This is a genomic window from Roseovarius albus (assembly GCF_900172335.1).
Classification (GTDB): Bacteria; Pseudomonadota; Alphaproteobacteria; order Rhodobacterales; family Rhodobacteraceae; genus Roseovarius; species Roseovarius albus.
Window position 1 is genome coordinate 30,761 of the sequence record NZ_FWFX01000009.1, and the last position, 24,359, is coordinate 55,119.

General features: G+C 55.6%; 24 protein-coding genes. 5 read left to right on the forward strand and 19 right to left on the reverse strand.

What is annotated here, in order from left to right; genetic code table 11:
- Nucleotides 1-22: 22 nt before the first annotated feature.
- From ROA7450_RS13895 to ROA7450_RS13935, 9 genes are all read right to left on the reverse strand, one after another.
- Nucleotides 23-271 carry a hypothetical protein gene (locus ROA7450_RS13895; protein ID WP_085806461.1) on the reverse strand — a complete coding sequence of 83 codons (249 nt, stop codon included), beginning with the start codon at nt 269-271 and terminating at the stop codon, nt 23-25.
- 2 nt (nt 272-273) lie between these two features.
- Nucleotides 274-861: a TetR/AcrR family transcriptional regulator gene (locus ROA7450_RS13900; RefSeq protein WP_085806462.1), complete on the reverse strand. Its 588-nt coding sequence runs from the start codon at nt 859-861 to the stop codon at nt 274-276.
- A 183-nt stretch (nt 862-1,044) separates the two neighbouring features.
- Complete coding sequence (locus ROA7450_RS13905) at nt 1,045-2,106, reverse strand: histone deacetylase family protein (RefSeq protein ID WP_370738213.1); 1,062 nt, start codon at nt 2,104-2,106, stop codon at nt 1,045-1,047.
- Between the two features lie 25 nt (nt 2,107-2,131).
- Nucleotides 2,132-3,169 carry an extracellular solute-binding protein gene (locus ROA7450_RS13910; RefSeq protein ID WP_085806463.1) on the reverse strand — a complete coding sequence of 346 codons (1,038 nt, stop codon included), beginning with the start codon at nt 3,167-3,169 and terminating at the stop codon, nt 2,132-2,134.
- Nucleotides 3,170-3,188: 19 nt separating this feature from the next.
- Nucleotides 3,189-3,998 (reverse strand): ABC transporter permease, encoded by an 810-nt coding sequence (locus ROA7450_RS13915; protein ID WP_085806464.1) that lies wholly within the window; start codon nt 3,996-3,998, stop codon nt 3,189-3,191.
- Nucleotides 3,998-4,927: an ABC transporter permease gene (locus ROA7450_RS13920; RefSeq protein WP_085806465.1), complete on the reverse strand. Its 930-nt coding sequence runs from the start codon at nt 4,925-4,927 to the stop codon at nt 3,998-4,000. The genes ROA7450_RS13915 and ROA7450_RS13920 overlap by 1 nt, the downstream gene beginning before the upstream one ends.
- Complete coding sequence (locus tag ROA7450_RS13925; RefSeq protein ID WP_085806466.1) at nt 4,927-6,018, reverse strand: ABC transporter ATP-binding protein; 1,092 nt, start codon at nt 6,016-6,018, stop codon at nt 4,927-4,929. Before ROA7450_RS13925 ends, ROA7450_RS13920 begins: the two co-directional genes overlap by 1 nt.
- A 362-nt stretch (nt 6,019-6,380) precedes the next feature.
- A complete protein-coding gene (gene argE / locus ROA7450_RS13930; protein WP_085806467.1) occupies nt 6,381-7,535 on the reverse strand; it encodes an acetylornithine deacetylase in 1,155 nt (384 codons plus the stop codon).
- Nucleotides 7,536-7,565: 30 nt separating this feature from the next.
- A complete protein-coding gene (locus ROA7450_RS13935; RefSeq protein WP_085806468.1) occupies nt 7,566-9,635 on the reverse strand; it encodes an oxidoreductase in 2,070 nt (689 codons plus the stop codon).
- 128 nt (nt 9,636-9,763) lie between these two features.
- Between ROA7450_RS13935 and ROA7450_RS13940 the strand changes: the two genes are divergently transcribed.
- Nucleotides 9,764-10,552 carry a helix-turn-helix transcriptional regulator gene (locus ROA7450_RS13940; RefSeq protein ID WP_085806601.1) on the forward strand — a complete coding sequence of 263 codons (789 nt, stop codon included), beginning with the start codon at nt 9,764-9,766 and terminating at the stop codon, nt 10,550-10,552.
- A 32-nt stretch (nt 10,553-10,584) separates the two neighbouring features.
- On the opposite strand, the gene speB is transcribed toward ROA7450_RS13940, so the two are convergent.
- The 8 genes from speB to ROA7450_RS13980 form a co-directional block, all read right to left on the reverse strand.
- Entirely contained in the window at nt 10,585-11,526 is a 942-nt protein-coding gene (gene speB / locus ROA7450_RS13945; RefSeq protein WP_085806469.1) for an agmatinase, read from the reverse strand.
- 165 nt (nt 11,527-11,691) lie between these two features.
- Complete coding sequence (locus tag ROA7450_RS13950) at nt 11,692-12,795, reverse strand: cis-3-hydroxy-L-proline dehydratase (protein WP_085806470.1); 1,104 nt, start codon at nt 12,793-12,795, stop codon at nt 11,692-11,694.
- Between the two features lie 46 nt (nt 12,796-12,841).
- The gene (locus tag ROA7450_RS13955) at nt 12,842-13,765 is read right to left on the reverse strand and encodes a LysR family transcriptional regulator (RefSeq protein WP_085806471.1); all 924 of its coding nucleotides are present in this window, start codon (nt 13,763-13,765) and stop codon (nt 12,842-12,844) included.
- Between the two features lie 32 nt (nt 13,766-13,797).
- Nucleotides 13,798-15,294: an aldehyde dehydrogenase gene (locus ROA7450_RS13960; protein ID WP_085806472.1), complete on the reverse strand. Its 1,497-nt coding sequence runs from the start codon at nt 15,292-15,294 to the stop codon at nt 13,798-13,800.
- Nucleotides 15,295-15,308: 14 nt separating this feature from the next.
- Nucleotides 15,309-15,983 carry a DUF1028 domain-containing protein gene (locus ROA7450_RS13965; protein ID WP_085806473.1) on the reverse strand — a complete coding sequence of 225 codons (675 nt, stop codon included), beginning with the start codon at nt 15,981-15,983 and terminating at the stop codon, nt 15,309-15,311.
- A 113-nt stretch (nt 15,984-16,096) separates the two neighbouring features.
- Nucleotides 16,097-16,513 carry a RidA family protein gene (locus ROA7450_RS13970; protein ID WP_085806474.1) on the reverse strand — a complete coding sequence of 139 codons (417 nt, stop codon included), beginning with the start codon at nt 16,511-16,513 and terminating at the stop codon, nt 16,097-16,099.
- Between the two features lie 25 nt (nt 16,514-16,538).
- Nucleotides 16,539-17,816, reverse strand: coding sequence for a flavin-containing monooxygenase (locus tag ROA7450_RS13975; RefSeq protein WP_085806602.1), 1,278 nt, complete (start codon nt 17,814-17,816; stop codon nt 16,539-16,541).
- Nucleotides 17,817-17,995: 179 nt separating this feature from the next.
- The gene (locus ROA7450_RS13980) at nt 17,996-18,871 is read right to left on the reverse strand and encodes a LysR family transcriptional regulator (RefSeq protein WP_159454055.1); all 876 of its coding nucleotides are present in this window, start codon (nt 18,869-18,871) and stop codon (nt 17,996-17,998) included.
- A 115-nt stretch (nt 18,872-18,986) separates the two neighbouring features.
- On the opposite strand from ROA7450_RS13980, the gene ROA7450_RS13985 reads away from it, so the two are divergent.
- Entirely contained in the window at nt 18,987-20,162 is a 1,176-nt protein-coding gene (locus ROA7450_RS13985) for an acyl-CoA dehydrogenase family protein (protein ID WP_085806476.1), read from the forward strand.
- 39 nt (nt 20,163-20,201) lie between these two features.
- Here ROA7450_RS13985 and ROA7450_RS13990 read toward each other — a convergent pair whose 3' ends face one another.
- Nucleotides 20,202-21,065, reverse strand: coding sequence for a branched-chain amino acid aminotransferase (locus ROA7450_RS13990; RefSeq protein WP_085806477.1), 864 nt, complete (start codon nt 21,063-21,065; stop codon nt 20,202-20,204).
- 138 nt (nt 21,066-21,203) lie between these two features.
- Here ROA7450_RS13990 and ROA7450_RS13995 point away from each other — a divergent pair, with 138 nt between their 5' ends.
- The 3 genes from ROA7450_RS13995 (at nt 21,204) to ROA7450_RS14005 (ending at nt 23,840) form a co-directional block, all read left to right on the forward strand.
- Entirely contained in the window at nt 21,204-21,815 is a 612-nt protein-coding gene (locus ROA7450_RS13995; RefSeq protein WP_085806478.1) for a hypothetical protein, read from the forward strand.
- A gap of 163 nt (nt 21,816-21,978) precedes the next feature.
- On the forward strand, nt 21,979-23,190 hold the full coding sequence (locus tag ROA7450_RS14000; RefSeq protein WP_085806603.1) for a GTP-binding protein: 1,212 nt from the start codon (nt 21,979-21,981) through the stop codon (nt 23,188-23,190).
- Nucleotides 23,187-23,840 carry a DUF1826 domain-containing protein gene (locus tag ROA7450_RS14005; protein ID WP_085806479.1) on the forward strand — a complete coding sequence of 218 codons (654 nt, stop codon included), beginning with the start codon at nt 23,187-23,189 and terminating at the stop codon, nt 23,838-23,840. The genes ROA7450_RS14000 and ROA7450_RS14005 overlap by 4 nt, the downstream gene beginning before the upstream one ends.
- On the opposite strand, the gene ROA7450_RS14010 is transcribed toward ROA7450_RS14005, so the two are convergent.
- Nucleotides 23,834-24,325, reverse strand: coding sequence for a VOC family protein (locus ROA7450_RS14010; protein WP_085806480.1), 492 nt, complete (start codon nt 24,323-24,325; stop codon nt 23,834-23,836). The genes ROA7450_RS14005 and ROA7450_RS14010 overlap by 7 nt on opposite strands.
- Between the last annotated feature and the right edge of the window lie 34 nt (nt 24,326-24,359).

The following is a 24,359-nucleotide window of genomic DNA, read 5'->3' on the forward strand; positions in this document are numbered from 1 at the left end:
GGTCTCTCCTCAGAGTGGAGGATCAGGCCCAGCCGGGCAGGAAATCAGCCAGGATCAGCAGAACGCCAAGCACGACCCAAGCCAGTTGGATCAACCAGAACAATACTGGGTCTTCCTCGCGTGAGACATCGGACACCAGAAAGGCGTGACCGGCATAGAAGTTCGGGATGGTCCAGTAGAGGAACAGCAACCCCCACAGGGATTGAAAGCCCATCGCGGTGCTGACCATCAAAACCGCAAACACGACGTAGTTTAAAATACGAGATTCCATCATTACTCTCCGATTGCGCGCAGCAGGGTCTGCGCAGCTTGTTGGGATTTCTGGTGCCAGCTGTCTGGCAAACTTAACGCGCTGAGCGATGAGACGTTAAAGAAGATCGCAGTGATGCCGGTGGCGACCATGCGCAGGATCTGCAGGTCGGTATCTGCATGGTCTGCGGCCAGAACAGCGAGGATCTTATCTTCAAAACCGAGGATCCAGTCGCGGCACTCTTGTTGCAAAATGCTGTCCTCTGCCGCACGCGCAGTCAAGGCCGCAAAGGCCATCACCAGATCAGACGAGGCGCTGTTTTCGTCAGAGAAGAGCGTGTCGAGTAGTGCCTGCGATCTTTGGGTATCGGGTAGGCTGCCGAACATGGAGTCAGCCCGTTCGGTGAATGTGTCGAGAACGTAGGACTTCAATTTGCCCAGCATGTCTTCTTTGTTGCCCAAGTGATGCCGGATTAGCGGTCGCGACAAGTTCGCCTGCTTGGCGATACGGTCCAGCGTGGCCCCGTCCAAACCATAGCGGGCGACGCAATACACCATCGCCTGCATCACCTGATGGTATCGTTCTTCCTGATTGGATGGGCGCCCGGCCATTGTGCCTACCTTTCTGGTTTCAGTTAGGCGTACCTAGGATCGATTCCATTTATTGTCAATAGTGACAATAAATGGAATCTCGACCCGTTTTTCATCACACACAAAAAAAGCCCCGGATCATTGTGACCCGGGGCAGTTCGCTCTGTCGAACAGGGAGAGGTTAATTTTCGTGAGTGGTGGTGTTCAAGCGCCCTCAAATCCTTGCAGAACATTTACGGTATTTACGCCAATCTCTTCTACGTCATAGCCACCTTCCATCACGAATTGCGTGGGCAGGCCCAGCTGCGCGATGTCAGCGCCGTAGGCAATGAAATCTTTGGACTTCAGCTTGAAGAAGCTGATCGGGTCATTTTCAAAGGTATCCACCCCCAGCGAGATCACCAAAGCGTCAGGTTTGAAATCGCGTACCTTATTCAAGCCTTCGGTGAGGGCGTCGCGCCAGGTCGAAAATGGCGTTTTAGGAGGCATGGGATAGTTGATGTTGAGCCCGGCCCCAGCCCCCTTGCCAGTTTCGTCGGCGTGGCCGAGGAAATAGGGGAAGGTATCCATCGGGTCGCCATGCAGCGAGACAAAGAGAACGTCGTCGCGGTCATAGAAGATGTCCTGTGTGCCATTGCCGTGGTGGAAATCGACATCAACGATAGCCACTCGCTTGGCGCCATTATCAAGGAAAGACTGCGCGGCGATGGCGGCATTGTTCAAGAAGCAGAAGCCACCGAACATGTCATAGGTGGCGTGATGGCCGGGCGGACGACAAAGCGAAAACACGCTGTTGGCGCCATCCTGAATGCGTTTAGCACCCGTCAAAGCGACCTGCGCGCTGGCGTAGGCGGCTTCCCATGTGCCGTCGGAGATGCTGGTTTCTATCGCGTTGGCATAGTAGCCAAGTTTGCCTTCGATGAAGGTCGGGCACTTTTGTGCCATGCGTCGGGCTGGCAGGGCGGTTGGAATGGCTTCGCCCTTAAACCCTTCGGCCTTCCAATCGCGATAGGCCGTTTGCAGGAAGCTGACAAAATCATTGTTGTGATTGGCATGGATCGGATCAAAACCGAAATCCTGGGGAGCTGACACTGCTCCCAGCTTTTCACTCTGCACCCGGCCAAGAATATATTCAGCACGGCTGGGCCGCTCGTGCGGAGCGACCAGCTCGCCGCCAAAGAGTTCGGTCTTGGCGTCGCGCAGCTTGTGCTTTTCGGTGTAGATCGTTTCCAATGCGGCCTCCAGCAGATAAGAAAATGGCCGCAAGTTTCCCTGCGACCATTCAAAACAGTTACTTTTTCAGGTTGGTCCAGATCTGGTCGTAAACCGCTTGGGTTGCTTCGTCGCACACCTCAACAAAGGCTGGCGCACCAGCCTCGGCCGGAGGGTTGTTTTCTGGTTGTGCGATCAGATCCGCATCCAGGAACTCTGCCGAGCTTGAAACGCCGTTGTTGTAACGGGCAAAGTTCGACACAGCAGCGATGTTTTCAGGCTCCAGCAGGAAATCCATGAACTTGATCGCGTTTTCACGGTTTGGCGCGTCTTTCAACAGAACCACGCTGTCCATCCAGACCACATAGCCCTGCGTTGGGAAAGCGTATTGCAGTGTTGAAAGCTCGGCGCGCGCTTTGGCGGAGAAGCCGTCATAGATCATACCGGCGGTCACGTCACCCGAGACCAGGACCTCTTTGGCGGTGTCCGAGTTGAACGACGCCCAGTGAGGTTTGGCGTTTTGCAGCATCTCGTTCAGCGCTTTGAGCTGATCACGATCGGTGGAGCATTGCGGGATACCCATGTGCAGAGAGGCCAATGCAATCAGCTCGCCCTGACCATCGAGAACGTTGATCTTGCCTGACAGCTCTTCTGGTGGGTTAAAGATGATGTCGGTGGTATTAACGTCACCTGAATATTTGGCGGTATCCACGGCAAAGGCGGTCGAGCCCCACTGATACGGAACCGAGTGCTTGCGGCCGGGGTCAAAGCTTGGGTCGGCCCATTCTGGATCGATGTTGCCTTTGTTCTTCAGCTCACCGTCTTCGATGGTGTCGAGCATGCCTTCGCCAGCCATGATAGTGACCATGTAATCTGACGGTACGGCCACGTCATAGGTGCCAATTGCGCCGGCTTTCAGGGTGGCCAGCATCGCTTCGTTGCCATCATAGGTGTCCATTGTCACCTCGATGCCGGTTTCAGCTGTGAATTTGTCCAGCAATTCCTGCGGGATGTATTCGAACCAGTGGTACAGAACCAGGTTCCCTTCGGCAGCGGCGGCATTTGCGCCTGCGACCAGTGCCAGTGAGGCAACGCTCGTTTTTAGCAGATTTTTCATTGTTCTCTCCATCTGTTGGTTATTTGGTATTGTCTGATTTGCTGACGAAATAGCTGATGGTGACCATCACAACGGACACACTCAGCAGCATGGTCGAAATTGCCATGATGTTGGGCTTGAGGCCCTGTTTGACCGAGCCAAAGATCGCTGTGGGCAGGGTTTCCACACCGGCACCTTTGACAAAGTTGGTGATGATGAAGTCATCCAGGCTAACGATGAAGGCCAGCAGGAAGCCCGAGATAATCCCCGGCATCATCAATGGCAGCAGGATCTTGGTGAAGGCCTGCCGCTTGGTCGCATATAGGTCCATCGCCGCCTGTTCATAGGTGTCTTCGATCCCTTGCATCCGGGCTGAGATTGGCAGGTAGGCAAAGGGAATACAGAAGGCGATATGTGAGATCAGGATGGTCATTAAGCCGCGTTCAAACCCGATCGAGTTGAAGAAGATCAACACAGCAACCGCAGTCACGATCTCGGGCACCATCAGGGGCAAAGAGATCAGGCCGAAGGATATGGAACGCAGTTTGAACTTGCCACCCCGCACCATGGCTGTAGCCGCCAAGGTTGCGATGATGGTGGCTGTTGTGGCCGCGACGATGGCAATCACAAAAGAGTTGCGTGCCGCTTCCTTGAACTTGCCGGACTCAGGTCCGGTGAAAACGTCCGCGTACCAGCGCCAGCTCAGCCCCTCCCACACGGTCAGGGATTGCGAGTCGTTGAAGCTGTAGACTGTAACCACCAGCAATGGCGCATAAAGAATGAACAGACACAGCAGGGTGATCGCCCGGAAGCCTGGGAAGGATTTGATATCGTATTTACCTTTTGACATCAGCTTGCTCCCTTCTCGGCTTTGGCCTGTTGCCGGGCAAAGATCATCAGGATGATCAAAACCATGGTCAGCAGGATCATCGAGGCGGCCGCACCGAAGGGCCAGTTGCCTGCGTTGCCTTTGAACTGCTCTTCGATCAGTGAGCCGATCATAAAGTTCTTGGCACCGCCCAGAAGGTCAGGCGCAAGGAATGAGCCCATCGATGGTACGAACACCAGAATACAACCCGCAATCACGCCCGGTTTCACCGCAGGCAGTAGGATACGCCGCAGGGTGACCCATTTGGTGGCGTACAAGTCCGCCGCCGCCTCGGAGAGCGAGAAGTTGTACCGCTCGACCGCTGCGTAGATCGGTAGCACCATGAAGGGCAGGTAGGAATAAAACAGACCCAATTGCACCGCAAAGTTGGTGTTCACGATGTGCAGCGGGCTGTCGATGATGCCGATGCTGAGCAGGAAATCATTCAACGGCCCCTGATCGCGCAGCAGGAATTTCATCGAAACCGTGCGGATCAGTAGGTTGACCCAGTAAGGAATGGTGATCAGAAACACCCACATCGCACGGGTTTTTTCTGGCTGCGTGGCAATAAAATAGGCTGTCGGAAAGCCGATTACGAGGCTCAGCAGCGTGGCCGCACCGGCCTGCCAGATCGAGCGCCAGAAAATGGCGATGTAGGTCCATTCGATCTTTGGCGGGTCGTCACCAAAGAGACCACGATCAAAGAAGAACTGGTCATAGGCAGAAAGGCTGAATTCCCAGATCACCCCGCCGCGGAATTCCTTGGTCAGGAAGGAATAGACCAACATCATTAGAACCGGAGCCAGGACGAAGATGCCGATGGTCACCCAGGCTGGCATCAAGAGCCAGGTTTTCGCCTCTGCATAGGTGTCGGTTGTTGCGCTGCCGCCGCTTGCTGCACCTGCTGCCATCAGTCTATCAGGAGGCGGGCTGCCCCCTGCTCCATGTTGACATAGATATCGCTGCCGGGCTCAAAAATACGTTTGATCCCGCGATCCGAGTTCGAAGTGCGAACGATGAAATCCGGCCCATCGGCCAGCGCGATGATCGTCGACAGGTCGGTGCCGATATAGATGTTTTCTTTGACCGTCCCTTTGAGGCTTTCAGATTCGGTAGGCGCGTCCGACATGAACAGGCGTTCGGGGCGCACCGACATATGGACGGTCGAGCCAGCACCAATTTCATCCACCGCGTTGCAGGTCAATTCATGCCCACCGCCCAGATGGCATTTGGCGCGGCCGCCTTCAACCGCATCAACGGAAACCTCAAGCAGGTTGGTTTCACCGATGAAGTCCGCAACAAACATGTTGCGTGGGCGTTCGTAGATGTCACGCGCTTCGCCCAGTTGCTGCAATTCACCAGCAGACATGACCGCAATGCGGTCCGACATGGTAAGCGCTTCTTCCTGATCGTGGGTGACGAAGATGAAGGTAATCCCGGTTTCACGCTGCAGGTGCTTCAATTCGATCTGCATCGCCTTGCGCAACTTAAGATCAAGCGCCGACAGCGGCTCGTCCAGCAGCAACACTTTGGGTTGTGGCGCCAGCGCACGCGCCAGCGCCACACGTTGTTGCTGCCCACCAGAGAGCTGTGATGGTTTTCGGGCAGCAAATTGTGAAAGCTGCACCAGTTCCAGAACCTCGCCTGCACGTTTGCGGGCATCTGCCTTAGAGTTGCCACGCATTTCCAAGCCAAAGGCGACGTTGTCAAGAATGGTCATATGAGGGAAGAGCGCATAGTTTTGGAACACGGTGTTCACTGGACGCTTGTAGGGTGGGAGGTTTTCGATTTCCTGACCGTAAAGCAGAATTTCGCCCTCGGTGACATTCTCAAAGCCGGCGATCATCCGCAAAAGCGTTGTCTTGCCGCAACCCGAAGGCCCCAGAAGTGTGAAGAATTCATTGTCCTTGATGGTCAATGAGATGGTTTTCAATGCGGTAAAGTCGCCATAGCGTTTGACCGCCTCGCGCACATCGATTGCGTTTTCTCTTTCGTCCGACAAATGCGCCTCCCTAAATCCCAATTCGCTTAAACCAGCATAGTGAAACCACGTTCTTGCGATAAGAATTGAGTTCCTCAGCCTTACTTAGGTAAATCCTAAGCCAATGGTGTTTTGCATAAGGCAATGCTTTAACACAGCTGCGCCGGTTTGGTCGTGTCGTTGCGTTTTTTGTTCCCTTTGCGGTGTGGTTTTTGTATTCATCCCGCTTATCAATACTGGTCTACTTGTGATTGAAAAATTTAGCTCCTCCAGCCGTGCTTCAACCCCATCACAAGCTCTTTCTCTCTATAACCCTTAGTCGGTATTGCCTTTCCGTTATAGTAACACGTTAGAGTTATGCTCAGCCGCGCCCATGGCCTGTGCTAAGCTTTCAAGTCATGCAAAATTCGATCCATCATCATGTCACAAGCTCTCAGTTGCTCTAGAGTGATGTACTCATCCGGTTTATGACCCTGCCCCTCCATAGATCCGGGGCCGCAGACAACGGTGGGAATTCCCAGCTCATCAAAGTAGCCTGCCTCAGTGCCAAAGGCGACCTTGGTAACTGTGTTGGTTTGCGCAAGTTTCTGCGCGTAGGGAACAATGGCATTATGCTCATCCACATCCAGTCCGGGGTAGGCGTTGTATTGATCCACTTCGATCCGGGCCTCTGGAAAGGGCCCTTGCCTCTTGTGAACAATTTCGTCCGCGGCTTTCTGGATGCGCTTCAGAAGGTCATCAGGTTTGTCTGCCGCCAGATGTCGGTATTCGAAATCGATGCTGGCAGTATCAGGTACAATGTTAAGCGCTGTCCCGCCCGACAGTTTGCCCACATGGACGGTTGAATATGGCACGCCATACGCCGCGTCGCGCGCGCCATTTCGAGCCAAATCCGTCTGGATGTCGCGCAAGGCGCCAACAAAATCTGTGGCCAGATGCAGTGCATTCAGGAACTGCGGGGCCAGCGCCGAATGCCCAGCCTCACCATGGCAGGTGGCACGCAGCGCGGCCTTACCCTTGTGTCCGATGGCGACCTGCATCTCGGTCGGCTCACCAACAAAACAAGCGCGTGGTAGGCCAATCGAAGGCTCAAGCTGGTCGATCATGTTCTTGATGCCGACGCAGCCGACTTCCTCGTCATAAGAAAAGGCAATCTTGAGCGGTTCATTGAGCTGGGTCTTAGAAGCCCGATCCGCCAGCGCCATGACACTGGCGACATAACCCTTCATATCGGTGGTGCCGCGACCGAACAGGCGATCACCTTCACGGGTAAGTTTGAAGGGATCTTTGCTCCAGTCCTGCCCAGCAACCGGGACGACATCGGTATGAGCCGAGAGCATCACGCCGTCACCACCAGAGGCAGGCCCTAGTGTAGCGTAAAGCCCTGCTTTCTGCCCGGATTCATCTGGAACATGGGAGACCTCAAACCCCCGGGTGCGCAGAAACTCTTCGATATAAGCAATGATATCGAGGTTTGAGTTTGCGCTGATCGAATTGTAGCCGATCAACCGGTCCAGAATGTCGAGGGTTTGGGTCATGATTTTACTACCGCTGTCTATTTCACCACGTCAGTCCACCGCCAATTCGGTGATCTCACGGCGGAACGGCAGGGCATCCCCAATGTCGTCACCATCCAGCTCGCGCGCATAACGGTGGCCGGCGTAAGTCGACCATGCGATTGGGCCGGGGGCCTCGGCATCGCCAAACATTTTGACCGATTTGATACCCGCATCCGCCCAGTCAGCTTCGCGCGATTTCAGGTCATTGTACACCTCATCATTGCCGGTGCGTGATGCAACCATGACAACCGCATCGGCGGCAAAGTCCTGGGTGCGGCCGGTGTAGACACAATCGCTGACAACGTGGTCCGCCGCGATTTGTGCCACACCACGGTTGAGAACAATCTCAACCCCGATATCGACGAGTTTGGCATGAATAGTCGCTTGTTCGAGCGTGTTGTTGGTCCAATCTGACACATATGCCGAGGGCGTGATCAGTGTTACCTTGGCACCAGCTTTGGCAAGCAGTTCAGCCAGCACACCGCCCATGTAATAGTGATCATCGTCATAGACCACGACATTGCCTTCAGGCACGGTGCCATCCATCAGATCATCGGGTGTATAGATCTTTGCACCGGCATCTATAGGCATCGGCACAACATGCTGACGCGAGACGCCGTCACGACGCCATGTGGAACCGGTGGCGATGGCTACGTTTTCGAATCCGAATTCCAGAATACTATCGGCATCCAACTCGCTGTCGAAATAGATGTCCACGTTCGGGCGCTGTTGCAGTTGGTATTCGCGATAATCGACGACACGGCCCCAGGCGGACAGGCCGGGAAGCTTGCGTTCACGGGTGACGCGGCCGCCAATTTCTGTTTTGGCCTCGGCAATGGCCACATCATAGCCGCGACGTGAAAGCGCCCAAGCCGCCTCGAGCCCAGCCGGGCCGGAGCCAACGATCAGCACGTTTTCGCTGCTGCCCCTGGCGTTCATTTTTTCAGGGTGCCAACCTTTGCGCCATTCCTCCATGAAGGTCGGGTTCTGGGTGCAGCGGCTTATCGACATGGTCATATCGCCGGTGATACAGATGTTGCAGCCGATACATTCGCGGATGTCTTCGACCCGACCCTCGTCGATCTTGCGGGGAATGAACGGATCGGCAATCGATGGCCGGGCGCAACCGATCATATCCAGCGTGCCGGATTTGATCATCTTGGCCATGACATCGGGCGACGTGAAACGACCGACGCCGACGATGGGCTTGTCGGTCAGGTCGTGAATGCCACGCACCAGTTCCTCTTGCGCGGCTTCCTCTTTGAAACGGCTGGGGCCGGAGCAGTCTTCCCATGTGCCCTGCGCCAGATCCCAGATGTCGGGCAGGTTGCGGTTCATTTCGACAAAGTCGCGCACCTCGGCATTAGAGAAACCCAGATCGCCGATGGTTTCATCCAATGAAACCCGCAGCGCGATGGCGATGGTGTCGCCGACAGCGTCTTTAATGTCCGCAATCACCTCGTTGGCGAAACGCGAACGGTTTTCCAATGAGCCACCGTATTCGTCGGAACGTTGGTTGGTCGCGCGGCTGAGGAAGTGCTGGAAGATGCCAAAGCCATGCGCGCCATAAAGGTTGATCAGATCAAAGCCCGCTTCTTTGGAGCGTTTCGCCGCGTTGACGAACCAGCGACGCAGGTCCTTGATTTCTGACTTCGACAGCGCGCGTGCCTGCACCGGGTCATTGGTGAAGGTGCGGATCGGTAGCGCTGACGGAGCAAGCGGCACCTCTTTGGTGTAGAGGTTCGGGCCGTTGATGCCGGAATAGGCCAGCTGAATACCCGCCAGCGCACCGTGGGTTTTCATCTTTTCGGACATCTTGCGCAGCTGCGGAATGTCTTTGTCTTCCCACAGTCGCAGCTCGATGAACGGGGTGATTTCCGAGGTGTGGTGCATCTCGCACTGTTCGGTGAAGATGACGCCCCAGCCGCCCTCGGCCTTGATCCCGCGCATGGCAGCAGCGGCAGACGGATCACGATAACCCCCGCCGTTGCAGTGCGGCACCTGATAGAAACGGTTTTTGGCGGTGTGGGGGCCGAGTTTGATCGGCTCGAACAGGACGTCATATCGTGGGTCGCGCATGCTGTGCCCTCCCTGTGGCAACTGGCTGGCTGGTGGTGGACTCACGCAGAATCGCATACCACCATCCATCTGAATTTAACTTACTTTTGCGTCCTAAGGGGGGTATATACCCCCAGAGAGGTATGACCATGGCAGATGTAACGGAACGTGAGGCTTTGGCAGGCACAATTGCCGCGCTTGGAGGTGAGAAATTTGCGCCTGCACTTTATGGCTGGCTGCAACATATCTGCCCCATCGACAACATTACCATCATTGCCTTCTTTCAGGATCGCCGACCCGAGGTGTTTTTCTCTCACGCGAAGGAAAAGCGAGTCTTTGAAAAGCTGGAAAGCGATTACATTCAGGGAGCTTACCTGCTAGACCCGGCGCACCGACTGCATCTGGATGGCGCGAACGAGGGGCTCTACTGCTACCGGGATGTCGCCCCGGATCATTTCCAGCGGACCGAGTTTTTTGCCACCTATTATGGCCGGACAACATTGGTGGACGAGCTGATCTATTTCGCGCAGCCAGCACCGGGGGTTTCCATTACGCTGTGCATCGGACGTGATGCCACGTCGCGGCGAAAATTCTCGGCCAAGGCGGTGGCACAAGCGCGATCCGTCGCCCCAATCGTGACGGCATTGTCAAAGCGGCAGTGGCACGATTTGAAGTCGACCGAGAGCGCGCCATCAGATCCCGTGCCCGAAACTCTGCGAGAGAGGCTTTTGTCAGAAAGAGACATCTCTCTCAGCCCCCGCCAATCCGAGATCGCCTTCATGATCCTGCAGGGGCATTCTTCGGTCTCCATCGGGCTGATACTGGGGATCAGCCCGCAAACGGTGAAGGTCATCCGCAAGCAGCTTTACAAGAAATGCATGATCTCCTCGCAGGCAGAGCTGTTTTCCCTGCTGACGCCGTATTTGCTGGATGTCTGAAAAAAAGGCGAGGTTGCCCCCGCCGAATTACGTTACTTTTGTGAAGCAATCAGGCAGACCATCTCCAAAAGCAGGGTCGCCCCAGCCAACGAGGTAATTTCGGCATGATCAAAGGGGGGTGAGACCTCAACCATATCAGCGCCAATCAGGTTTACGCCTGCCAGTTTGCGGATCAATGAGATGGCTTGCCAACTGGACAGCCCCCCGCAAACTGGCGTGCCGGTTCCTGGCGCAAACGCCGGATCAAGCGCATCGATATCAAAGGTCAGGTAAGCCGGGAGGTCGCCGACAACCTCTTTGATTTTAGCCACGGTTGCCGCGACACCTTGCTCATGCACAAATTCAGCTGTCAGCGTGGTGAAGCCATGCGTGCTGGAATTGTAGGTGCGCAGCCCGGCTTGAACGGAAGTTTCCGGCGCCAAAATACCCTCTTGCGCGGCATGATAGAACATTGAGCCGTGATCAAACCGCTTTGGGCTTTCCTCCCACGTGTCCGAATGCGCATCAATCTGAATCAGTGAAATCGGCCCGTGGCGTTCTGCCTGTGCCTTAAGGACCGAATAGGTGACAGAGTGATCCCCACCCATAGTCAATAAAAAGGCATCCGATTGCAAAATGCTCATTGCTTCTTGATAGATCACTTCTGGAATTTCCATCGGAAAGCCGGGATCAAACATGCAGTCGCCATAGTCGACCATGTGCAGTTTTTCGAAGGGATCAAAATCCCAAAACCAAGGCCCGCCATCCCACGTAACATTGGTCGATGCGGCGCGAATTCCACGCGGTCCAAAACGACAGCTCGGGCGGTTTGTGACGCTCAGGTCATAGGGCACGCCCCAGGCAACAATATCAACCCCTTGAAGGTCACGAGAGTATTGCCTGCGAAATAGGCTGTTTGCACCGCTGTAAGTGGGTTCATACCCCATACCAAATTTGTGATTTCCAACAAAAGCGCGATCGGTTGCATCTACCATGATTTCGTCTCCCAAATCAGAAGGCGACAGCGTTGCAGAATGATTTCCAAGCGTATCGGGTAGTCCGTTGCAGGGGCTAGGGTGCCATGAACTGACTCTTAGGGCCATTAAATCTTGCAAAAGCAATGATTAGGTAAATCCTGGTCAAGCTGCGAATCGAAGAGATTATTCGCTTATTGAGGCAATCGGCTTTCCCAACAGGTCCCAATCAGGTGAAACGCCCAGACCGGGTTGGTCTGACATCGACATAAAGCCATCCTTGATCACAGGGCCGCCCTCGGCAATTGCGTGGGTGTGATACTCGTGGAAGGTGGAAGACTGGAAATGCAGATCGCGCGGGGTGGCGTGGGCCAAATGGGCAATCGCCGCATCGCCAATTTCGCCGCACCAGGTGTCTTCGATGGTCATGATGATCCCGAGCTCAGCACAGACATCGCGGATTACACGCGATTTGGTCAGCCCGCCCATGCGACTGATCTTGAGGTTGATCGCATCCATCGCACGTTCGCGATGGCCCCGCAGAACCATTTGCAGGCTGTCCATACACTCATCCAGGATCATCGGTTGGCGGGCATGGTCGCGCACAACGCGGCATTCTTCATATGTCGTGCAGGGTTGTTCGAGATAGAAATTCAAATCTGCCACAGCCGACGCTACCCGCACCGCATCGTGCTGGCGCCAGCCACAATTGGCATCCGCGCCCAAGCGATTGCCCTCGTTCAGCTTATCGACCACCTTGCGGATGCGCACGATGTCCAAATCCGCGTTTTCACCGACCTTCATCTGAAACTGGTTAAAGCCCTGTTCCTGATAGGCCACGATCCGTTCGGCCATCGCTTCCGGTTCAGCACGTGACACCACCTTGAACAACCGCACTTCGTCTTGAACTCGCCCACCCAGCAGATCACACACAGGGCGGCCTGTGATCTTGCCCAGAATATCATAACAGGCAACATCGATGGCGGATTTCACGTAAGGGTGCCCCTTGAGCAGTTGATCCATCAGCAGATTGATTGCGCCAATGTTGGCCGGGTCATGTCCTATCAGGCCGGGGGCCATGGTCACGATGCCGGTCCGCGCCCCTTCGGCGTAAGCAGGCAAATAGGCGGGGCCTAAAGGGCAAATCTCTCCCACACCCGTGACCCCGTCATCCGTCTTGATCTTGACGACAGTGCTGTCGAAAGCGGCAAAGCTCTGGTTCGCCCAAGCGTAAGCGCCTTCTTTCATCGGAAGGCTGACCTGATAGAGATTGATTTGTGAGATTTTCACTTGTTAACCCTTTCTGGTCGCGTCAAGAGATGGCACTTAAACCATGTTACGTCAGCCCCGGCAGTTTCTTCGCTTTGATCATATCTTCGCAGTGGCTGGTAAAGGCGCGGACGGTGATGCTGGTGTCGGCACCCTTGGCCATCAGCAGGCCCATGTTCAGCGGGCGGACGTCGCCGACCAGTGGGATCAGCTTCAACTTGCCACCATCGGGGGATTCGTCGTTCAGCGGGCGGATATTAGCGATGGAGTATCCAAAGCCGTTGGCCACCAGACTGCGCATGACAGCCATGTCATGGGTGCGCTCCGCAATCTTGGGGCGTTGGCCCTGGGATTTGAAGAATGACAGGAAATATTCACTACTGTGTGGCAGATCCAGCAAGATCATCGCATGATCCTTGAGATCTTCCACCGTGATCTCATCCAAATGTGCCAACGGGTGCTCGGGGCTGACAATCACATAGGGCGACAGACCCAAGAGTGGCACGAATTCCAGGTCTGACGGGATATCCAGCTCGTAAGTCAGGGCCACGTCCAGCTCAGCACGGCGGATGCGGCTGAAGATATCAACCTGATTAAGTTCATACTGCCGGATCGTCACCTCGGGGTATTCCGCCTCAAACTCCCGACGGACCCGAGGTGCAATCACTTGTGCAAAGGTCAACAAACAGCCCAGCCGCAATGGCCCCTGTACGTTACCGGAAATTTCACCGGCCAGATCGTTCAGCTCGCCTGCGGTGAGCAGGATTTTCTCGGAGTGTTCCAACAATCGCGCACCAGCTGTGGTTTGAGATAGACCATGCGCGTGCTTGCGCACAAAAAGTGACAGGCCCAGCTCGGCCTCGAGCTGGGCAATAGCCGCTGAAATCGAAGGCGACGACACGTTCAGTTTGTCACTGGCACCGGCAATGCTGCCGCATTGGCCGACCGCAACAAAGTATTCAAGCTGGCGCAGAGTAAATCGCAAAGGCATGGGGGCACTATGCCTTTGCTAGGGATGCCGGATCAAGTCTTATACTTGATCCAAGTGGTTTTCAGGGCGGTATATTTATCAATGCTGTGCAGTGACAGATCACGCCCGAAACCAGATTGTTTCATGCCGCCAAATGGCGTCTGAGCCGACAGCGCATCAACTGTATTTACAGAGACTGTTCCAGCATAAAGCGCGTCAGCAACTCGGTGGGCACGGCTCAGGTTATCGGTCCAGACCGACGCCGCGAGGCCGTAAACCGAGTCGTTCGCCATGCTGACCGCTTCGGCCTCGGAATCGAACGGAATGACCGACAGAACCGGGCCAAAGATTTCATCACGCGCCAGCGGGTTGTCATGGGTCACATCGTTGAAAATCGTGGGCTGAACAAAGCAACCTTTGCCGTTCACAGTTACGCGTTCACCACCGGCAACCAGATCGGCGGTCTTCTTGCCCTCGTCGACAAAGCGCATGATGCCCTGAGTTTGACGTTCGTTGACAATCGCCCCCATTTTCGAGGCCGGATCAAGCGGGTCACCCGGTTGCATTGCTTCGGCGCGGGCGATCAGTTTATCGACAAGAGCATCCTTGATTGAGCGTTCGACATAAAGCCGTGAATTGGCCGAGCAAACTTCGCCCTGATTGAAGAAGATGCCAAAGGCTGCCATGTCCGCCGCCGCATCCAGATCTTCGCAATCCGCAAAGATCAGGTTGGGGCTTTTGCCACCGGTTTCGGGCCAGACGGATTTCAGGTTTGATTGACCTGAATAGGTCATGAACATTTTGCCAATTGCCGTGGATCCAGTGAAGGCCAGACAATCCACATCCATATGCAGGCCCAGCGCCTTGCCCGCCGTGACGCCATAGCCCGGCACCACATTGAACACGCCCTCTGGAATGCCCGCCTCAGTCGCCAATTCGGCCAGACGCAAGGCAGATAGTGGCGATTGCTCAGCGGGTTTGAGAACAAAGGAGTTGCCCGCCGCCAGTGCCGCTGCGCCTTTCCATGTCGCCATATCCAACGGGAAGTTCCACGGGGTTACCGCACCCACCACACCCAGTGGCACGCGTTTGACCAGCGCCAGGTCGCCGGGGCCGGTGGGGGCAACCTCGTCGTAAATCTTGTCGATGGCTTCGGCATACCACTGGAAAAAATGCGCCGATCCGGGGGCATCCACGGTGGCCGCGTCGGTGACCAGCTTGCCCATGTCCAGACTGTCCAACAGCGCCATTTCTTCAAGGTTTTCGCGGATTAGATCCGCCAGTTTCAGCATCACCGCCTTCCGATCACCGGGAGCCGCCCGCGACCAGATGCCGGCATCGAAAGCCTTGCGGGCGGCGGCAACGGCGCGGTCAACGTCTTCCTCGTCGCACTCGGAAACCTGTGTCAGCACCTCGCCCGTGGCCGGGTTAATATTGTCAAAGGTTTTGCCCGAAGCCGCATCAACAAACTGACCGCCGATAAAGGCCTGATGCCGGAATGTCAGCGTATCCGCCCGGGATTTCCAATCACCATATGTGTAATCGAGCATGACGCCCTCCTGTATTATTGGTCGCCCGGCACGCCGTAAGATGGCGCTTCACGCGGGTCGAGTGCGCGCTGGATGTAGGCGTCAAGCTGTGGCTTGTAGACCTCCCAGGCGGTTGCAATGTTTTTGATCGGACAGTCTTCGGACCAATCGCAGCGCAGATCAGCCACGGGCCAGGCAACTTTGTCGACAATCTTCATGCCCGCCGAATGCACCGGCCCGGCCTCGCCACCAGCGGCCAATCCGGCCCGCATAGCGGCAATCAACCGGTCGCCGATATGGCCGGTCGAGGACAGAAACCCATCAACGATGGCTTGTGGCACACCATCGTTGGCCAAAAGGTTTCCGCCCGAAGCAACATTCTGCGCCATCGCTTGCGTCCAGATCCCGAGGCTGTTGGGGCCGGAATGAATGGCCGTGTTGCCGTTCTTATCGACCGCCAGAACCTGCCTGTACTCGATGAACTTGCCCAGATCCTTGACCCCAGCAATGGCCTCTGCCGCGCTCATCCCGCCTTGCATCAAGTCCAGTGCCAATGGGCCCAAGGTCGGGTCGGTCACGTTTTGCGAGGCCACCGCCCCAACGCCCGCCCGGGCATAAGAACAACGCGCAGCAACAGCCGGGGACGATGATGAAATCGCAAGCCCAAACATGCCGGTTTCTTCACAGCGGGCCACAAGGGAAAAGGTCATTGATCAACTCCAGTCAGCGCCAGTAAGAGGATCCATCTTTCATCTGGCCATAAATATCTTCGGGGGTGAATGCCCGAATGGGCAGAGGGGGCGGACAGCCCCCTAACCCGATCTTAGTCAGGGATGACAGCCGTGCCGTCTATCTCGACCAGCCAATCAGGCCGTGCCAGCGCCTGAACCACCAGACCGGTAGACACCGGGTGCACGCCTTTGATGTATTCGCCCATGGTGCGATAGACCGCCTCGCGGTGGCGCACGTCGGTGATGTAGACCACGACCTTGACCAGATGCTCCATCTGACCGCCAGCTTCCTCGATCAACTGTTTAATGTTTTGCATCACCTTATGGGTCTGCTCAACGGGATCATGGCTACCGATGTTGACCGCATCATCAAGATTCTGCGGGCACTGGCCGCGCAGATAAACTGTTTTCCCACCCTGCGTGACCACGGCCTGGCACAGGTCATTGTCGAGATTCTGTTCAGGATAGGTATCACTGGTGTTGAATTTGCGAATGCGGGTATGGGCCATTTTGGTCGTCCTGTCTTAAACGTGGTTATTCTGCGGCGGTGACGGCTTGATCTTGAGGACCGCGATATTGTCGATACATCTGTTGGATGCCAATCTGGTCGGCGATGTGTTTTGCATCATGCCAGACGCCCCAGATAAAGGTTGACCCCCGGCGTGATTGCCATGGCAGGCCCAAGAAGTAGATTCCGGGCTCTTTTGAGACGCCGCGCTGATGCTTTGGCGCGCCCCTTTCGTCAAAGGCGTCAACCTTCATCCAGCTGAAGTCCTGACGGAAGCCCGTGGCCCAGATGATCGAGGTAATACCTGCCTCTGCCAAATCAACTTCGCGGATCGGGTTGCTAAGACAATCGGGATCGGCAAAGGCCACCCGCGCCTGCGGCTCTTCGGCAAGGTCCAGTCCATTGCGTTCGACGTAAGCGTCAGCCAGATCCAGCATTTGCAGATAGTTGGCATCACCGTTGGCGACATTTGTCTGCAAATCACCTGCAAAGGTCAGCTTGCCGTCGGTGTAGGCCTCGGTCAGGCCAACCAGATTAACGCCCTCATTGCCAAGGCGGCGGAAATCCATGGTCTGGCCACCGTAAGCGCCACTAACCGAGATGGTAACATGTTCGGTACCCGGTTTCAGCGCGGCCACATCCCACAGACCCAACACACCCAACCACCAGACAAAGTCACGTCCGCGATACATGCGTGGAGGGCGATCATGTGGTCCAACCGACAGATAGGTCTTGCGACCTGCGCGGTTCAGCTCATCCGCGATCTGCGCACCGGACGATCCTGCGCCCACCACCAACACTGCGCCCTCGGGCAGCTGATCGGGGTTGCGGTAATAAAACGAGTGGATCTGCTCAACCGGCGCATCCTGCGGCACCACAGGGGGAATCACCGGGTGTTGGAACGCACCGGTAGCCGCGACGACATTATTCGCCTCAATCACTCCGTCCGAAGTTTCAACTGTAAATCCTTGACGGCCCTCGATGCGTTCCGCCTTTGTGACCTCAACACCCGTCCTAATTGGGGCCTTGATCATTGTGGCATAGTCATTGAGGTAATCGGCAACGCGCTCTTTGCCGGGAAAGGCTTCCGGATCGGTGCCTTCGAATTCCAAGTTTGGGAAGCGATCATGCCACGCAGGACCATTGGCCACCAGCGAATCCCAACGCCCAGTACGCCATGCCTCAGCCACGCGGTTTTTTTCCAGAACGAGATGTGGCACGCCATTGTTTGACAGGTGCTCGCTTAGCGCGATCCCAGCCTGACCTGCGCCAACAACAAGTGTGTCTACTTTCTCAATCGACATTGTCTGGTCCTTTTCTGGCAATTCAAAACGATTGCGCATTAAAGAAGGCAATCTTGCCAGGATGCGCGAATCTTGAACCAAGGGATTTCATAAAAGCATCTCAGTCAAAAGAATTCTCTGTCTTATCCCTTGTTAGGATTTTCCTAACGCATTTTAAATTAACATTAGGGTTCAATACACTACGCTGAACTCGCCAACGTTTCATAGATCCGTTGCCCATCTTCTGTTCCCAAAAAACCGCTTGGCCCCAAAAGCCAGTACCCTGATTGCGATGTCACCAGATCCGGCGAAAGCTGCACCAGACTTTGACCCTTAATCAGATCCTCAATGATCCCCACCCAACCTAAAGCGATGCCTGCCCCGGTCAGGGCCAGATGCAACGCCAGCCCGTGATCGTTCACCACGATGCGTTTGCCTGAAGGCTGCCAATCCGAGTCAGTGCGTTCCAGCCAGGCATCCCAATTGAGCCAGCGGTGTTCGGGGTCTTCTTGTTCAATGATAGCAATATGATCGGGAAGCGTCCCGTCTCCAGATTCTCGAATCTGCTCCGCCACTATTGGAGAAGCCACAGGGCCGACCTCTTCCTGAATCAGCAACTTGGCGTCAAACCCGGGCCAATCCCCTGAACCAAAGGCAATCCAGCAATCAACGTCTTCGCGCAGAAGGTCCTCGTCCTTGACCATGGTGACCACCTTGGTACGCAGTCCCAACCGCTCAGACAGATGTGGCAGGCGAGGCGAGAGCCAATAGGTGCCGATCCCCGGATAGGTCGCAATTGAAAGGGTTGGTGACTGATCAGCGTACCGCAGCCGTTCTGCCGTTTTTCTGATACTTCCAAACGCTCGCGAAATCGTCTCAAACAACTCATGAGCCTGCAATGTTGGCACCAACCGTCCCCGTGTTTTTTCAAACAATGCGATTCCCAGATCTTCCTCCAGACGCTTGATTTGATAGCTGATCGCGGGTTGTTGCACATTCAGGGCCTTGGCTGCTGAAGTATAGCTTTCGCTCAAATACACCTCTTCGAACGCACGCAGACCTTTCAAGGTGGGCATCTGTCTGTTCATTGAATTTTTCAATCTCATATTCAATTTTTTCGTTATTTTACAAAACACGCTTTCGAAATAGAGGTCAAACATGGAAATCCACCACGACTCGCGGAGAATGAGAATGCCAGCAAAGATTGAAGAGATCTTGGAGCGTGCCCGTCAGCACGCCGAAACCGTGATTACACCTAATGTAGATGCCTGGAATGCAGCCGGTGTCTGGCCACGCGAAGCATCGGACAAAGCTGGCGAGCAAGGCTTGACGGGCCTGTATGCGCCAGAAGAGCTCGGCGGTCAGGGTCTGTCGCTGGGTGATGGCATTCAGGTATACGAACAGCTGGGCCTAGGCGATGGTGCTTATGCCTTTGCCCTATCGATGCATAACATCTGCACCTTTGCCGGTTGTGGCTATGGCACCGATGCGTTCAAGGAACAATGGGCACGCGATCTGACATCGGGCCGCAAACTGGCCAACTTTGCCCTGACCGAACCGCAGTCTGGATCAGACGCCACAAACATGTACAGCCGAGCCATCATCAACGACGATGGTACCTGGACCATCAATGGCTCCAAAGCCTGGGTCAGCCTCGCAGGTGAGGCAGACATCTATTTCACCGTCGTCAAAACCAGCGATGAGCCGGGCCACGAGGACATGGCGATGATCGCCATTCCAGCGGACACTCCGGGCCTGAGCTTTGGCCCCAAGTACGACACGCCAAGCTATCGCTTCCTGCCGCTGTCCGAGATGTACATGAAGGATGTGGTGGTGTCTGACGACAACATCATCCTGCCCATCGGTCAGGGCCTGCAAGGTTCTTTGATGGCGATAGACATCGCGCGGGTTTCCATCGCTTCGGGGTGTTGTGGTCTGATGCAAGCGGCGCTGGACACCGCGCTTAGCTACTCCAAAAACCGCAAAATGTTCGGCGGCAAGAACCTTGATCTCGACGGCATTCAATGGATGCTGGGTGAGGTCGCAACCGAGTTGGAAGCCTCGCGTCTACTCTATAAAGCGGCAGCCAATGCCCTTGGCACGCCTGAAGGACCGTTGATGGCGGCGCACGCCAAACGCTTTGTGCCGGATGCGGCGGTGAAAGCGGCCAACACCTGCACGCAGGTACTGGGCGGCATGGGCCTGCTGAAACCTTACGGCATGGATCGCCTATCCCGCCTGAGCCAGATGCTGCGTATCGTCGATGGTACGACCGAAATCAGCCGCGTTGTCATCGGCCGCAGCCTGATGAAACGCGCCAAAACCTTGCCGGATCTGCCGGTACCAAAGGGCTTTGGTGAAGAGTAATACAGAGTCATGAAGCAGCGGCCCTAGAGGCCGCTGTTTTCATTCTGACTTCGCCCAATCCCAATACAATTCGCGGGCGCGTCGGGTGACCGGGCCGATCTGATACTGGGTGTCGTCAAAGGCAGTAACCGGGGTGATCTTGTGCACATTGCCAGTCAGGAACACCTCGTCAGCATCATGAAAATCATCAAAGCTCATGGTCGTTTCATGCACCACCATGCCATCGGCGCGCAGGTTTTCGATGTGCCGCGCGCGGGTGATCCCAGCCAGAAAGGTGCCGTTGGGCACAGGCGTAAATACCTCGCCATCTTTCACCGCAAAGGCATTCGAAGTCGCGGTTTCGGCCACATTGCCGAGCGCGTCGGCCACTAACGCATTGCCAAAGCCTTTGGCCTTGGCCTCGGCCAGCATCCGGGCATTATTGGGGTACAGACAGGCGGCCTTGGCGTTGACGACGCTATGTTCCAAAACAGGCCGGCGAAACCGCGTGCGGGTCAGTGTAGTTGACACGTCCGGCCCTGCCATCGGCACCTCTTCCAGACAAATCGCAAAACCAACCTCGGCGTCTTCTGCCGGGACAATTGCGGAATAGCCGCTTTCAATCCCCCAATACATCGGGCGGATATAGACCGCCTGATCGGGATTATAGGCCTTGAGCCCCTCCTGCACGATCTCAACCATATCCTCGGCCGACACCGCCGGCGTCAGCATCAAGGCCCGGGCCGAGGCGTTCACCCGCACACAATGTTTGTCCAGATCAGGGGTAAGCCCATAGGCATAGCGCGCGCCATCGAATACGTTGCTGCCTAGCCACATCGCGTGATCGGCGGCTTTCATGATCGGCACATCACCGTCATGCCAAGCGCCATCATTGTAGGTGCGGATGTTTTTACCCGTTGCCATGGATCTGCCTCCCTTATCTGCGCGCAGCCTAGGCCGATCATTGCGCAGGGTCCAGTGGGGGAACGCGGCTCCGCCTCGACAATACGGGCTGGACGCGATAGCACTTTACTCAACCTGAACCCGGATCTGTGGTGACCTATGAAGATTGTCCGCCTGTTTGCCTGCCTGTTCCTGCCCTTGATGGTAATTGCAGGCTGTACCCCAACACCACCCAACACCAGCGACGCGCTGACCCGGCAGGACACCAGTGGACAGGTCGCGCAAACTGTCGCGCAGGATGAGGTCACCAAGCTGACCAATGCGATCATGGCGATGGGGCCCGGGATCGACCCGGAAGAGGCCCGGCGTGCCGCCAACATTTCGTATTCCTATACCGCGCAGCTGGCGCGCGAATATGAAATCACCGATCCGCCACTGATCCATAACACTAAGGTGAACATGGGTGTGAAGCCACGCGGGTTGTGCTGGCACTGGGCAGAAGACATGGAGAAGCGACTCAAGCAGGAACGGTTCAAAACCCTCCAATTGCACCGCGCCATCGCCAATCATGACAAGGCCTTCCGGATCGAGCATTCCACCGCCATCGTCAGCCGCCGGGGCGACACGATGGAGCAAGGTATCATCCTGGATCCGTGGCGCTATGGCGGCACGCTGTTCTGGTCTCCGCTGCTCGAGGACACCCGTTATGAGTGGCATCCAAGGGCTGAGGTTCTGGCTTTTAAGCGCGAGCTGGCTCTAGCTGCACAGTAAGCTGTACTAGCCCCAAAAGTTTTGTGACTTTGCCATTCAAATTTTTATATTACTGTTGTGTTATGTTATAACATATGAGATACGGTTTCGCGATTTAGTTTTGAGGTCGCCTATGACCGCAATCCCCACGCAACTGATTTCGAAAGTTGAGGCACATATGAACATCCAAGACACCCGCCTGCCCGTAACTGTTATCTCTGGCTTCCTTGGCGCCGGAAAAACCACATTGCTGAACCGCGTGCTCAACAATCGTGATGGGCGGCGTGTTGCTGTCATCGTAAATGACATGTCTGAGGTGAATATCGATGCCGATCTCGTGCGTGCCGACACCGAGCTGAGCCGGACAGATGAGACACTGGTTGAAATGTCTAATGGCTGCATCTGCTGTACGCTGCGCGATGACCTGTTGGACGAGGTCCGCCGACTAGCCGGTGAAGGCCGGTTTGAGTATCTATTGATCGAATCCACTGGAATTTCAGAGCCCCTGCCCGTGGCGGCGACATTCGATTTTCGCGATGAATACGGAGACAGCCTGTCAGACGTCGCGCGTCTTGACACAATGGTCACAGTCGTCGACGCTGTGAATCTGCTGAATGATTATTCATCGCATGATTTCCTGCGCGACCGTGGCGAAACCATGGGTGAAGAGGACGAACGCACCTTGGTGCATCTTCTGACTGACCAGATCGAATTTGCTGATGTCGTCATCTTGAACAAGGTCAGCGATGCCGGCCCGCACAAAGTTGATGCCGCGCGCAAGATCATTCGCAGCCTGAACGCGGATGCTCAGATCATCGAGACTGACCGGTCTGATGTATCTGCCGAGTACATCCTGGATACCGGCATGTTCGACTTTGAAAAAGCTCATGAACATCCGATGTGGGCCAAGGAACTTTATGGCTTTGAAGACCATGTGCCGGAAACCGAAGAATACGGCGTGACCTCTTATGTCTATCGCGCGAGGCTGCCATTTGTGCCCGAACGCATCATGGAAGTTCTAAACGGGAATATGCCCGGTGTCATCCGCGCGAAAGGGCATTTCTGGATCTCTACGCGCCCCGATTGGGTGGCAGAGTTTTCTTTGGCTGGCGCGCTCTCTTCTGTCGCGCCTTTGGGGCAATGGTGGGCAACTGTCCCAGAAGAACGCCGACCCACTAACGATAGCGCCAACGCCTATATGCAGGCGCATTGGCAAGAACCATGGGGAGATCGGCGGCAAGAGCTGGTCTTTATTGGCGCGCATATCGATTGGCCAGCACTCAAGGCACGATTGGACAACTGCCTTGTTCCAGCGATAGCAACAACCGGGCCGGATGACCTGCCGGATTACCCCGATCCGTTTCCTTTATGGCGCCGGGCGGAGGAGGCAGCATGAATTTTGTGCCCCAGAATATTGCCACTGCGAACCTGAACATTGCTTTGGCAGATGACCCGGGCGGCTTGAGCGCTTTTAACAAGGCTGATTGCCCCGCTGCCATCTGGCAGCGGCAGGCCAATCCGGAATTCCAGAGCTGGATTGATCAAGTTGAAACCGACCGTCTTCCCCGAGGGCGGGTCATCCTTCGGCCCGGCGCTGTTTCACAGGCGATGGAGCACCTTTGCGAGATGGCCAACACGCCAAAAGGCTCTGCGCTAGAGTGGCTCAAGACCGATATCTCAGAACTGGCGTCCCTCTTTGCGGATTTGATGCAAGCGCCGTTCATGCGACTGCGGCTTGATGTGGTCACAACAAACGCCTGCCGCAAGTTTCATATCGACGCGATCACCGCGCGACTGGTCTGCACATATCGCGGAACCGGCACGCAATATGGCACGGCGACCGGCGGCAGTGATCCAAAACAGATCCACACCGTACCAAGTTGCGCGCCCATCTTGCTGCGTGGCTCGCTGAACCCAACGATCCCGCCGTCAGGTCTTGTGCACCGGTCCCCCCCGATAGAAGGGACAGGAGAAAGCCGATTGGTTTTGGTACTTGATCCGGTGTTCGATCCAGATCAAGAAGCCGAACATAGATTTCATCATTGAGCTTCAGGCGCTTCTGACAGCAACTGCTTAAGATCTAGCCGTGCGTTGACCATCGCAAGATTACCGTCTTTATCCCGCGGCCATTCGCTTTCGGGCCGATCGCGGTAGAGTTCGACACCATTGCCGTCAGGATCAGAAATATAGATCGCCTCGCTGACGCCGTGATCGGCAGACCCTTCAATTGAAATACCTGCCTCTGTCACCCGGCGCAGGGCATCGGCCAATTGTGCGCGGTCAGGATAGAGGAATGCGGTGTGATAGAGACCAATGTGTCCGCGAGGCGCGGGAGATCCGCCAAGGCTGTCCCAGGTATTCAGACCTAAGTGGTGGTGATATCCGCCAGCAGATAAAAACGCAGCCTGAGCACTGCGTTGCTGAACCTCAAAACCTAGTACGCCGGAATAGAAGCCGATGGCGCGATCCAGATCGGCGACTTTGAGGTGGACATGGCCGACGCTGGTTTGGGAATGAATGGGTTTACTCATAGCATGATCCTTTCTTTAGTAAAAAAGTAGGAAA